At 38.2% G+C, this 13,205-nt stretch carries 10 protein-coding genes; 8 read left to right on the top strand and 2 right to left on the bottom strand.

Annotated features, from left to right (window positions below; all coding sequences use genetic code 11):
- Positions 1-27: 27 nt before the first annotated feature.
- The gene (locus tag JNG87_RS20445) at positions 28-1,149 is read right to left on the bottom strand and encodes an alpha/beta hydrolase (RefSeq protein WP_202840728.1); all 1,122 of its coding nucleotides are present in this window, start codon (positions 1,147-1,149) and stop codon (positions 28-30) included.
- Positions 1,150-1,348: 199 nt separating this feature from the next.
- On the opposite strand from JNG87_RS20445, the gene glgB reads away from it, so the two are divergent.
- The 8 genes from glgB (at position 1,349) to apaG (ending at position 12,539) form a co-directional block, all read left to right on the top strand.
- Positions 1,349-3,295, top strand: coding sequence for a 1,4-alpha-glucan branching protein GlgB (gene glgB / locus JNG87_RS20440; RefSeq protein ID WP_202840726.1), 1,947 nt, complete (start codon positions 1,349-1,351; stop codon positions 3,293-3,295).
- A gap of 3 nt (positions 3,296-3,298) precedes the next feature.
- Positions 3,299-4,705: a glycogen synthase gene (locus JNG87_RS20435; RefSeq protein ID WP_062675066.1), complete on the top strand. Its 1,407-nt coding sequence runs from the start codon at positions 3,299-3,301 to the stop codon at positions 4,703-4,705.
- Positions 4,706-4,745: 40 nt separating this feature from the next.
- Entirely contained in the window at positions 4,746-5,246 is a 501-nt protein-coding gene (locus tag JNG87_RS20430) for a hypothetical protein (protein ID WP_238349633.1), read from the top strand.
- A 14-nt stretch (positions 5,247-5,260) separates the two neighbouring features.
- A complete protein-coding gene (locus JNG87_RS20425) occupies positions 5,261-6,529 on the top strand; it encodes a glucose-1-phosphate adenylyltransferase (RefSeq protein ID WP_202840722.1) in 1,269 nt (422 codons plus the stop codon).
- A 265-nt stretch (positions 6,530-6,794) separates the two neighbouring features.
- Positions 6,795-7,835, top strand: a complete 1,041-nt coding sequence (locus JNG87_RS20420; RefSeq protein ID WP_202840721.1) for an SRPBCC domain-containing protein — start codon at positions 6,795-6,797, stop codon at positions 7,833-7,835.
- Between the two features lie 125 nt (positions 7,836-7,960).
- A complete protein-coding gene (locus JNG87_RS20415) occupies positions 7,961-10,777 on the top strand; it encodes a 2-oxoglutarate dehydrogenase E1 component (protein WP_202840720.1) in 2,817 nt (938 codons plus the stop codon).
- A gap of 39 nt (positions 10,778-10,816) precedes the next feature.
- Positions 10,817-12,070: a 2-oxoglutarate dehydrogenase complex dihydrolipoyllysine-residue succinyltransferase gene (gene odhB / locus JNG87_RS20410; protein ID WP_110010291.1), complete on the top strand. Its 1,254-nt coding sequence runs from the start codon at positions 10,817-10,819 to the stop codon at positions 12,068-12,070.
- Between the two features lie 79 nt (positions 12,071-12,149).
- Complete coding sequence (apaG, locus tag JNG87_RS20405; protein WP_062675055.1) at positions 12,150-12,539, top strand: Co2+/Mg2+ efflux protein ApaG; 390 nt, start codon at positions 12,150-12,152, stop codon at positions 12,537-12,539.
- Positions 12,540-12,605: 66 nt separating this feature from the next.
- Here the strand turns inward: apaG and JNG87_RS20400 are convergent, their stop codons facing one another.
- Positions 12,606-13,160, bottom strand: a complete 555-nt coding sequence (locus JNG87_RS20400; protein ID WP_202840719.1) for a 3'-5' exonuclease — start codon at positions 13,158-13,160, stop codon at positions 12,606-12,608.
- Positions 13,161-13,205 lie beyond the last annotated feature (45 nt).

Here is a 13,205-nt window from a genome sequence, read left to right as displayed (position 1 = left end):
ACATTTTCTGCAGCAGTTTTTATGCATTTAGTTTCTGATGCTTTTTTGTTGTGGTTTTACTTCTACAGGATTTTCTGTGTTGTCATAGAACAGCCATTCTATAGCCCTTGGGAACTCCTGAGACCAGTAAAACTCATTGTGGGTGCCTTCAGGATTGATATTGGTTTTGAATTCAAAATCAAAAAGCTTTTTCTCTTCCCATCTTTTCAGATATTCTTCAAAAATATGAATTCTTTTGACCATTTTAGAACCTTCCTGGCCGCCGCCGTAGAGATAGATCTTCGTTTTAAACGGAACCCGGAAATTCATCATCGGAAAGTTGTTATTGGGTTCTACCCATAGAGAAGGTGAGAATATCAGTAGTTTGGAGTACACTTCAGGATAAAGAAATCCGCTGTATATACTGATCAATGCTCCCAATGAACTGCCTCCGATTCCGGTATTGTCACGGTCTTTTTTGGTTCTGTAATTTTCGTCCACAAAAGGCTTTAAAGTATCTGCAATAAAACGGATGTACTTTTTTCCTTCAGAACCGTTGGCTACATGATCATTATCAAAAATATATTCTTTGATTCTTTCCTCGCTGCCATGTTCTATCGCAATGATGATAAGATCGCCGCGCCCGTATTCAGCAAGGATGGATAATTTTTTGTCGATTTCCCAATTCCCGAAACCGCTTCCTTCATTGAAAAGATTTTGTGCGTCCTGAAGGTATAAAACTGGATATTGTTTATCCGTTGTATGATAATCATAAGGAAGCAGTGCCCAAACCTTGCGGTAACGGTCAAGTTGCGGAATGTAAAAATTTTCGGAAATAACTTCTGCTATAGGATAATATTCTTCTTTGAACGGTCCCCAGTTCAGTCTCCATTTGTCTACAGAGTCGGACGTTTTACCAGCAGATTTTTTCGCTTTCCGGTTGGGAGTGATATTTCCATATTGATCCAGTTCTACGTTTTCCCAGCCTCCTTTTGTGAATTTGTATTCAATATCATCAGGAAGAAGTTGATTTTCGATTTCTATAAAATAACCGGAAGGATCAATTTGTTTAAGCTGGAAATTATAATCTTTGGGATTCCAGCTATTGAAATTTCCGGTAATAAATACCGGTCTGTCGTCTTTTTCTGCTGTATAAAGTTCAAACCTCATCGTTGTGTTTAATAAAATATTGATGTTAAATTTATAAAAAAGATTGTTTTGAAATCATAAAAAATGTGAGTTAAAAAATGATATATTTGATAGATAGACAAAACATGAAATGATCTTGATAATTATTTGATGAATAATTCATCGCTATTGTCAGTATTTTTCGTAGTTTCAGGGAAAATATAAATATAAACTGATCTTGATGAATTCTGTTAAGACCTACACGCTTTTCACCGATCATGATGTGTATCTTTTTAAAGAAGGTAGGCACTATAAGCTGTATGGTAAATTTGGAGCACATTCTGCAGAAAAAGAGGGCGTAAAAGGCGTATATTTTTCCGTATGGGCTCCTAACGCAAAGAAAGTTTCCGTGATCGGAAATTTTAACAACTGGAATCATAAAGATCATATTTTGTTTCCACGATGGGATGAATCCGGGATTTGGGAAGGATTTATTGAAGGATTAACCTGGGGAACATTATATAAATATGCTGTTGAAACGCAAGGAGGCGAAATTCTGGAAAAAAGTGATCCTTATGCGTTGAGTTGGGAACAGAATATTCAGGCCGCTTCCCTGGTTTCCACCACCTGGTACGAATGGAATGATCAGGAGTGGATGGATAACCGCTGGAAAAAAAACAGGCTGGAAGCTCCGCTATCGGTATATGAATTACATTTAGGTTCCTGGGTAAGAGAAGAGGATCAGCCCCAGCGTTTTTTAAACTATAGGGATATTGCGAAAAAGCTCGTTCCTTACATCAAAGAAATGGGATTTACCCATGTAGAATTCATGCCCGTGATGGAGTATCCTTACGAGCCGAGCTGGGGATATCAGATCACAGGGTTTTATGCAGCAACCTCGCGCTTTGGCTCACCACAGGATCTGATGTTTCTTATTGATGAACTTCATAACAATGGCATAGGCGTTATTCTGGATTGGGTTCCGTCCCATTTTCCGGGAGATGCTAATGGACTTCACCGATTCGACGGTTCTTATCTGTATGAGCATGAAGATCCGAGAAAGGGTTTTCATCCAGATTGGAAATCGCATATTTTTAATTACGGAAGAAATGAAGTGAAATCCTTTCTGATTTCAAATGCCATGTTCTGGCTGGATCGTTATCATGCAGACGGATTGCGTGTGGATGCCGTGACTTCAATGCTTCATCTGGATTATTCAAGAAATGAAGGCGAATGGGAACCTAATATATATGGAACCAATGTGAACCTGGAAGCGAAAGCCTTTCTCCAGGAATTTAATACAGCTGTCTACAAAGAATTTGGGAATAATATCATCACCATTGCGGAAGAAAGTTCAGATTTTCCCATGCTTACAAAACCTGTTCATGACGGCGGTGTAGGATTCGGAATGAAATGGATGATGGGATGGATGCATGATACGCTGGATTATTTCAAGGAAGATTTTATTAACCGTAAATTTCATCATCATAAACTGACCTTCGCTTCCATGTATATGTATAATGAAAATTATATGATGCCTTTGTCACACGATGAAGTGGTACACGGAAAAGCAAGCCTTATTTATAAAATGAAAGGGGATGAATGGCAGAAATTTGCCAATCTCCGTACCTTATATGTTTATATGTATACCCATCCCGGAGCCAAGCTGCTTTTTATGGGAGATGAATTCGGGCAGACCAGTGAATGGAATTTTACAAGAAGCCTCGACTGGCATTTGCTGAAATATCCTGTTCACAAAGGAATGCAGGATATCGTGAAAGAACTGAATCGTTTGTACCGATCAGAAACTGCCTTTTACGAAAATCAGTTTGATAGAAATGGTTTTGAATGGGTGGAAGCAGATGATCTGGAAAACTCAGTATATGTATATCTCAGAAAAGGAAAAAGAAAAGATGATGTCCTGATGGTGGCTTTAAACCTGGCACCCAACGTATTGGATTATAAGATAGGAATTCCTGCTGGCACCCACTGGGAGGTTGTTTTGAATTCGGATGATGAAAAGTACAGTGGAAGCGGAGTGGAGCCTGAAATCCTGGAAGAGAAGTATGAAGAGTGGAGAGGATACACCAAAACAATGACCGTGAAGCTGCCGCCATTGGCTGGAATAGTTTTACGTCAGAAAAGAGATAAAAAATATAAATTACACAGAATTAAACATAAGAGATAAAGAATGGTTATTTATCATTTAAGTACAGAATGTTATCCCGTAGCAAAAGTAGGCGGTCTGGCAGATGTGGTGGGAGCGTTACCAAAATATCAGAATAAAATAGCAGGAGTAGAAGCCAGGGTGGTAATGCCGTGGTACAACAAATCCTTTGTATATGATCATGAATTTGATCTGGTTTTTGACGGATTTATTCATCAGGCAGCCAATATGCTGCAGGTTCAGGTATTGAAAGAGAAGACCAATGTTCTGGGATTTGAGCTGTATATGGTAAGAATTCCGGGATTATTAGACAGGGACAACCCTTATGGGTACCAGGATGAAAGCTTCCAGTTTCTGGCTTTCCAGCATGGCGTTCTGCATTGGCTTTCTGCGATGAAAATCCGTCCTGATGTACTGCATTGCCATGATTATCATACCGGTCTCGTTCCTTTTATGGTAGAAAACTGCTATGAATTTGAATTCTTAAAAGGAGTAAAAACAATAGGAACTATTCATAATGGCGAATATCAGGGCATGATGAGCTGGAGTATGGCACAGTATATGCCTTCTTTTGATGGGTACAAATGGGGACTGATGGATTGGAACGGACTGATGAATCCTCTGGCCAGCATGATTAAATGTGCTGATGCTTTTACCACTGTTTCGGAAGGATATCTTGAAGAACTCTTTATCAGCTTCCGCGGACTGGAAAGCCTAGTTCGTCAGGAATTCGGAAAGGCATATGGAATCATCAATGGTATTGACACAGAAGTCTGGAATCCTGAAACCGATCCGATGCTTGATTTTAATTTTAACAGTACCAATGCAGTCGCTCAAAAGAAAAAAAATAAAGAAAATCTCTGTAAAGAATATGGATTGAAACCCGAACTTCCTTTATTCGCATTTATCGGAAGATTCGCAACAGAGAAAGGAGCAGATCTGCTGCCGGATGTTGTATGGAGAAGCATTAAGCAGAGTTATGGCGCTTTAAATATTATGATTCTCGGATCAGGGAACACCTATATAGAAAATAAACTGAAAGAATACGATTATACGTACACCAATTTTGCATTGGATCTCGGATATAAAGAGCATCTTTCCCATAAGATATATGCCTCGGCAGATTTTCTTCTGATGCCTTCAAGAGTAGAGCCATGCGGACTGAACCAGATGTATTCCATGAGATATGGCACCGTTCCTGTGGTAAGATATACAGGAGGGCTCAGAGATACGGTAGAAGATATTTCAACAGGTGGAGCAGGACTGAACTTTACTTATCCGGGTGTAGATGATGTTGTACATGCCATGAACAGGGCATTGGCGATTTATAATCAAAAAGGGGTTATGGAAGATCTTATCCATGCCAATATGAATTTTGATTTTGCATGGGAGAAATCTGCAGAAAAATACATAGCTTTATATAATAGCTGATAGAGTGAAGATTTTCGGATTTCTTTCTGTGATAATGTTTATGCTGTTTTCATGTAAAGAAGACAGAGGAAGCTATCATGGAGGTTATTATTGGATCTATGGCTATGGTCTTCCGGCAACGGAAAGGTATGAAGCGATGGCTGCTATTTCCGAAAAATGGAAAATAAAGCATTACTCTGTAGGTGAATGTCTGGTAGAACCTGAAGAGATGAAGAGAATAGATGCTCTTAATAAAAGGACTTATAATGCCATAGAAAGAAAATATGGGAAAGGCTGGAGAGAAAAGTATCGTAAAGATGTCGACGGCTTTGTAATGAAGAGTGCTGATGTGATGGATGTACTTATTACAAATCCGTTCTTCAGCAATGAACTTAAAAAATATAATATTGAGATCTATAACCTGGATAAAGAGGTTTTAGTATTGAATGATAAAGATGAGTTTCGGGTGACTGTTTATAAAAACGAACTCCAATATGAAAACAAAGAATGCTTTAAAGTAGCAGTAAACACTAAGAACAGAACAGTAAACTTAATAAAATAAAACGCAAGATATTTATGAATCGAAATGTAATCTCTATTGTTTTAGGAGGAGGCAGAGGAACAAGATTATTCCCGTTAACGTATACGAGATCTAAACCGGCTGTTCCTATTGCAGGAAAATACAGACTGGTAGATATTCCTATCTCAAACTGTCTGAACTCAGGATTGAATAAAATTCTGGTGTTAACGCAGTTTAATTCTGCTTCTCTCAATTCACATATTAAAAATTCTTATCACTTTGACATCTTCAGCAAAGGCTTTGTCGATATTCTGGCAGCCGAGCAGAATGTGGAAAATGACAGCTGGTACCAGGGAACTGCAGATGCTGTACGCCAGTCGATGAAGCATCTTGAAAAATATGATTACGACTATATCCTGATTCTTTCAGGAGACCAGTTGTATCAGATGGATTTCAGGGAAATGCTGGACTTCCATATTGAAAACGGAGGTGATCTCACTATCGCTACCATTCCGGTCAATGCAAAAGATGCCACCGGTTTTGGAATTTTAAAATCCGATGACGAAGGGAATATCACTTCTTTCCATGAAAAACCGGATTTTGATATGCTGGCAGGCATGAAATCTGAAGTTTCAGAAGAAAATAAACGCACCGGAAAAGAGTTTCTGGCTTCCATGGGGATCTATATTTTCACAAAGAATATCCTTAAAAAGATGTTTGATGAAGGGGCAGGTGATGATTTCGGAAAAGATATTATTCCAAGTTCCATTGGAAAATATAAGACATTAAGCTATCAGTATGAAGGCTACTGGACGGATATCGGAACGATTGAATCTTTCTACGAAGCCAATCTTGACCTCTGCCTTGATCTGCCGCAATTTAACCTTTTTTCTTCATCTCCGATCTACACCAGAGCAAGGATGCTTCCGCCGTCAAAAATCAATGGTTCCTATGTAAGCAAAGCTGTTTTTGGAGATGGATGTATCATCATGGCAGATAAAATTGAAAATTCGGTGATTGGAAACAGAACCAGAATTGACAAAGGAAGTACCATCGTAAACTCCTACGTTATGGGAGCAGATTTCTACCAAAATACAACGGAAATTGTTCTGAACGACAGAGGTGGCCGTCCTAATATGGGAATTGGAAAATACTGCTATATAGAAAAAGCAATCCTTGATAAAAACTGTTATATTGGAGACAATGTGAAAATCATCGGTGGAAAACATATTCCGGATGGTGATTATGGAACCTATTCTGTTCAGGATGGGATTGTGGTAGTAAAGAAAGGGGCTGTTATTGCACCGGGAACACATATTGGATAGGAGAATGGAAGTAAGAAGATGGAAGCTGGAAGTTATGAATGTCGGAATAGAAATGTTAGTTTTTCACAAGAAATCCTGACCTATTTTATTTGTTTGAAGAATTTTTCAATCAAAAATCGGGTAGCAATATCTGTCAAATAATAACTTCCAGCTTCCTGCATCCCGCTTCCCGCTTCCAGCCTATAACAAGGTTAATTATTGTTAAACATATCATTGGAGTGATCAGCATATTGGTCACTCTTTATATTTGTATTATTTTTGTGCGATGCGTATTTTTAAAATCTTAGCGGTAATTATTATTCTTTTGGGAGGAGCTTATGCTGCTTCCATGTACTATTTTGTAGACGAAAGTAAAAACTTTACGATTGAAAAAGAGATCGATTATCCTGTAGATAAGGTTTTTGCTCAGTTTAATAATCTTCAGAATTTTACAAGATGGAATAACTTTTTTACCAGCTCACCATCCATAGATATTGATTATTATACGCCTTACGAAGGACAGGGAAGTGCCATCAGCTATGCGGATCCTAAAAATGATACTGATGGAGAAATGTTCATCAGATATGAGAACCTCAATAAAACGTTGAAATACCAGCTTTTTGAAGATAAAAACGAAAATCCGACATTGGTTGATGTTAAATTCAAACCAGTTTCTGCAGAAAAAACAAAAATTATCTGGTATGTTCACACCCCCAAATTAGCGGTCTGGAGAAGAGTGCAAAACTTCTGGACTGAAGACCGTTTTGCTGAAAATATCAACAAAAGTATGGTGAATCTTAAAAATTCTTTAGGAAATAAAGTAGAAAAAGATAACCAGATGGCGGCTATCAAATATGATAGTCTTATGGTGGAAAATGAAGAAGACAAACTTTTGTTGGGAATTAATGTAAGTACTTCAAACAAGAAAGATGCTCTTTACAAAAATATTGTCATGAATTATAATAAAGTCTATAATTTTGTGACGATGGATCTCGGGAAAAGAGACGATGAATTCGGGTACCCGATCCTGATTACTGACGCCGATAATTACAAAGACAAAGAGGTTTCTTATTTCCTCGGAATTCCACTTTCCAAGAAAATCGGAGTGTCTGATAATAATTTCAATTTCAGGTCCGTAAATCCGTCTCAAAATTATGTAATTTACTACAAAGGGAACTACGAGGGGCGAATTCGGGCCATTCAGCAGCTCATTCAGAAAGCCAAAAAAGACGAGATGCGCTTCGGAGATATCCGCCAGACCTTTATTGAACGTCCTATGGAAGGTCAGGAGGTGAATGTTAAGCTCTCATTATCAGTGTATAAGTAATTTTTTTTTAATTTATTTTTTCTTAAGTTTTTTTAACGGTTTCAGACTGTTCTAACTCGGTTTTTTTTATTAAATTTGAAGATTAATTCTACAAATAAATTTTAATAAATAGATAAACTGTAATAATGGACAGATTTTCATTCCTAAACGCAGCTCATTCTCAGTTAATTGAGGATTTATACCAACAGTACTTAAAATTCCCGGACTCTCTTGAACCATCATGGAAAGCTTTCTTTCAAGGCTTCGATTTTGCTTTGGAGAACTACGGAGATGACGATAACACTCAATTTATTCAGGCTTCAGCCAATGCTGCCCCGGCAGTTCAACAACAGATTTCTCAGGCAGTATCCAACGGAGAAGTTCCTGAGCACATCAAGAAAGAATTTAAAGTAGTAAACCTTATTGAGGCTTACAGAACAAGAGGACACCTTTTTACAAAGACTAACCCTGTTAGAGAAAGAAGACACTATACCCCAACTTTAGACATCGAAAATTTCGGTCTTTCTAAAGAAGATTTAAATACAAAATTCAACTGTGCGGTTGAAACAGGAATGAAAGAACCTGCTACGCTGGCAGACCTTATCAAGCACCTTGAAAACATCTACTGTGATTCTATCGGAGTAGAATACATGCACATCAACAACGTTGAAGAAAAAGATTTCATCAAAAGATGGCTTCAGGTAAATGAAAACCACCCAAGTCTTTCTGCCAACGAAAAAACAGAAATTTTATTAAAATTAAATCAGGCGGTAGCTTTTGAAAACTACCTTCATACAAAATTTGTAGGACAAAAAAGATTCTCATTAGAAGGAGGTGAAACATTAATCCCTGCTTTAGATCAGCTGATCTCAAGATCTTCTCAGTTAGGAGTAGATGAAGTGGTATTAGGAATGGCTCACAGAGGTAGACTGAATGTTCTTACCAACATTTTCGGAAAATCTTACAAGCAGATTTTCTCAGAATTTGAAGGAAAAGAATTTGAAGAAGATGTATTCTCAGGTGACGTTAAATATCACTTAGGATCATCTAAAAAGATCAAAACAGCTTCAGGAGAAGAAGTGTCCATCAACCTTACTCCGAACCCGTCTCACCTTGAAACGGTTGCTGCCCTTGTAGAAGGTATCTGCCGTGCAAAAGTAGATGACAAATATAAAGATTATTCTAAAGTATTGCCAATCATCATCCACGGTGACGGAGCTATTGCAGGACAGGGAATTGCTTATGAGGTTGCTCAGATGATGACGCTGGAAGGATACAGAACAGGAGGTACTGTTCATATCGTTGTCAATAACCAGGTTTCATTTACAACCAACTATATGGACGCAAGATCTTCAACATACTGTACAGACATTGCGAAAGTTACAGAATCTCCTGTAATGCACGTCAATGCTGACGATGCTGAAGCGGTTGTTCATGCCATCCATTTTGCTGCTGATTTCAGAGCGAAATTCGGAAAAGATGTTTATATCGACCTTTTAGGATACAGAAAATACGGTCACAACGAAGGGGATGAGCCAAGATTTACTCAGCCTAACCTATATAAAACCATTTCAAAACACCCGAATCCAAGAGAAATTTATAAAGATAAATTATTAAAAGACAGCGTTACTTCAAATGATGTAATTGCTAAAATGGAAACGGAATTCAAAGCTCTTCTGGATAAAGATTTTGACGCATCAAAAGAGATTGAGAAAAACGTAATGGATGTGTTCATGGCTGAAGATTGGGTAAACTATCCAATTGGTAAGAGAGGAGCAGTTCAGTTACCGGTAGATACAAAATATGATTTAGCGAAGCTGAAAGAATTGGCGCTTAAAATGTCTACACTTCCGGCAGATAAAAAGTTCATCAATAAAATTACAAGACTTTTTGAAAACCGTATCAAAGCTATTGAGGCTAACTCATTAGACTGGGCGTTAGGAGAGTGGTTAGCTTATGCAACACTTCTTGTAGAAGGTCACAATGTAAGAATCTCCGGAGAAGATGTGGAAAGAGGTACATTCTCTCACAGACATGCTGTAGTAAAAACAGAAGATACAGAAGAAGAATACATCCCGTTGAGACACGTTTCTGAAAACAGATTTGATGTATTCAACTCTCACCTTTCAGAATATGGTGTACTTGGTTTCGACTACGGATATGCAATGGCTTCTCCAAATACATTAACCATCTGGGAAGCTCAGTTCGGAGATTTCGTGAACGGTGCTCAGATTATTGTTGACCAGTATTTAGCAGCTGCAGAAGAAAAATGGAAAATCCAGGACGGATTGGTGATGTTATTGCCTCACGGTTCAGAAGGACAGGGAGCAGAGCACTCTTCGGCAAGATTGGAGAGATTCCTTACCCTTTGTGCTAATGAAAACATGGTAGTAGCCAATATTACTTCACCTGCCAACTATTTCCACTTATTGAGAAGACAGTTGAAATGGGCGTTCAGAAAACCATTGATCGTAATGAGCCCTAAATCTCTGTTGAGACACCCTAAAGTGGTTTCTCCGCTTGAAGATTTTGCAAACGGTGCATTCCAGCCGGTATTAGATGATCCTGCTGCAGATCCTAAAAAAGTAGAGAAATTAGTTCTTTGTTCAGGTAAACTGTACTTCGAATTATTAGCGAAGAAAGAAGAACTGAACTGTGAAAATATTGCATTGGTAAGATTCGAGCAGTTATATCCGCTTCAGACAGATGCTATTGAAGCCATCTTCAACAAATATGAAAACAGAAAACAACTGGTGTGGGCTCAGGAAGAACCTGAAAACATGGGGGCATGGTCTTATATCCTGAGAAACTTCAGAGATACAGGAATTCAGGTAGTTGCTCCGGTACCAAGCGGTGCTCCGGCTCCAGGTAGCCACAAAATGTTTGAGAAAAACCAGAATGCAGTGATCAACAGAGTTTTCGACAGAGATGATGCTCCTGCAAAAAGACCCGTTACAGCTTAATTTAAATAATAATCAATTAAAAAATAAAAAATACTCGATATGTCAGTTTTAGAAATGAAAGTTCCTTCACCGGGCGAATCAATTACAGAAGTTGAAATTGCAACTTGGCTTGTAAAAGATGGTGATTATGTAGAAAAAGATCAACCTATCGCCGAAGTGGATTCAGATAAAGCAACTCTTGAATTGCCTGCAGAACAAAGTGGTGTAATCACTTTAAAAGCAGAAGAAGGTGATGTGGTACAAGTAGGTCAGGTAGTTTGTTTAATTGATATGGATGCTAAAAAGCCGGAAGGTGCTGCACCTGCTGCTGAAGCTCCAAAACAGGAAGAAGCTCCGAAAGCTGCTGAACCTGCTAAACAGGAAGCTCCAAAACCTGCTGCGCCGGTAGCTGCACCACAAACTTATGCAACAGGAGCTCCATCTCCGGCTGCTAAGAAAATCCTTGATGAAAAAGGAATGGATGCTGCTCAGGTTTCAGGAACAGGAAGAGACGGAAGAATTACTAAAACTGATGCTGAATTAGCAGCAGTACCAGCATTAGGAGGAAGCCCTCTTACTGCAACAGGTTCAAGATCTACTACGACTACTAAACTTTCAGTTTTAAGAAGAAAAATTGCTCAGAGATTAGTTTCTGTGAAGAATGAGACAGCGATGTTAACTACTTTCAACGAAGTTGACATGTCTGAAATCTTCAGATTGAGAAAACTATATAAAGAAGAATTTGCTCAGAAACACGGAGTGGGACTTGGTTTCATGTCTTTCTTCACAAAGGCTGTTACAAGAGCATTGCAAATGTATCCTGATGTAAACGCATCTATCGATGGTGATTTCAAAGTAAACTATGATTTCTGCGATATTTCAATTGCGGTTTCAGGTCCTAAAGGATTAATGGTTCCTGTATTGAGAAATGCAGAAAACATGTCTTTCAGCGCTGTTGAAGCAAACATCAAAGATCTTGCTACTAAAGTAAGAGATGGTAAAATTACAGTTGACGAAATGACTGGTGGTACTTTCACCATTACAAACGGTGGTACTTTCGGATCTATGATGTCTACACCAATCATCAACCCTCCGCAATCTGCAATCTTAGGAATGCACAACATCATCCAGAGACCGGTTGCTGTTGACGGACAGGTAGTAATCAGACCAATGATGTATGTAGCTATGTCTTATGACCACAGAATTATCGATGGTAAAGAATCTGTAGGATTCCTTGTAGCGGTAAAAGAAGGTATCGACAACCCTGTTGAAATTCTAATGGGTGGTGACGAAAGAAAAGGCCTTGGATTATAGTTTTTAATAAAATTATAACATAATATATGATCTCGCCTTAAAAAAGGCGAGATTTTTGTATTTATTAAGAAAATACTACATGATGTTTTCAAAAATGACTTCCAATATCAAAGTTTCAGTAATACCTGAATATGATAGTAAAAACAGTTATCCTTCCGAAAACCGTTACGTTTTTAAATACAATATCACGATAGAAAATGACGGAAGCTTTCCTATCAAAGTATTGAAAAGAAAATGGTTGATTTTTGATGTGGGATTCGGGTACACAGAAATTATAGGCGACGGAGTGATCGGATTGACTCCCGAGATAGGAACCAATGAAAATTTTGCTTATTTTTCCAATGTGATGCTTCGTTCCGGAGTAGGAAATATGAGCGGAAAATACCTGGTTAAAAACATGGAGACACAGGAAACTTTTGAAATTGATATTCCAAAATTCAATCTGTTGTCTGAAGTGTTGAGTAATTAATAATAGATGTCCTGTCAGAAAGTACAAGTTTTTACAAAGAACCCGGGTTCTATTGTTTGTAGATAACTAAAGCTTTTTAATTTTTGCTTTCATATACTCATTTACTTCATCATTACTGGTGAGGAAGAGTTTTTCAAATGCCAGTAAAGATATTTTGGCACATACCTCCGCATCAGCTCCTGCTCTGTGATGGGTAAAATCAATTTGATGATATTCTGCTAATGGCTTCAGCCCATATTTCGGAAGATAATTCCATGATTTTTTTGCAAGCTGAATACTGCAAAGATAGTTCAAGTTGGGAGTAAACATTCCGTAATGCTGCAGGCATCCCCTTAAAACAGAGGCGTCAAACCCTGCATTATGAGCAATCATAAGACTTCCGTACATCATATCCTGAGCTTCATACCATATTTCATCAAAGGTAGGGGCGTCTTTTACATCCTCCGGCTGAATTCCATGCACCGCAACGTTGAATTTACTGAAATAGGGAAAACTCGGAGGTTTTATCAGCCAGGTCTTTGTTTCTACAATTTTAGAATCCTGTACGATACAAATCCCCATCTCACACGCTGAACTTTTCTCGTGTGTTGCCGTTTCAAAATCTATTGCACAAAAATCCATTGTCTTAAAATTATAATTTATTGCGGGGTTGTCTTTTGTTGCTGG

The organism is Chryseobacterium cucumeris (genome assembly GCF_016775705.1).
Taxonomy (GTDB): Bacteria; Bacteroidota; Bacteroidia; order Flavobacteriales; family Weeksellaceae; genus Chryseobacterium; species Chryseobacterium cupriresistens.
This window is presented reverse-complemented; position numbering and strand designations above follow the sequence as displayed.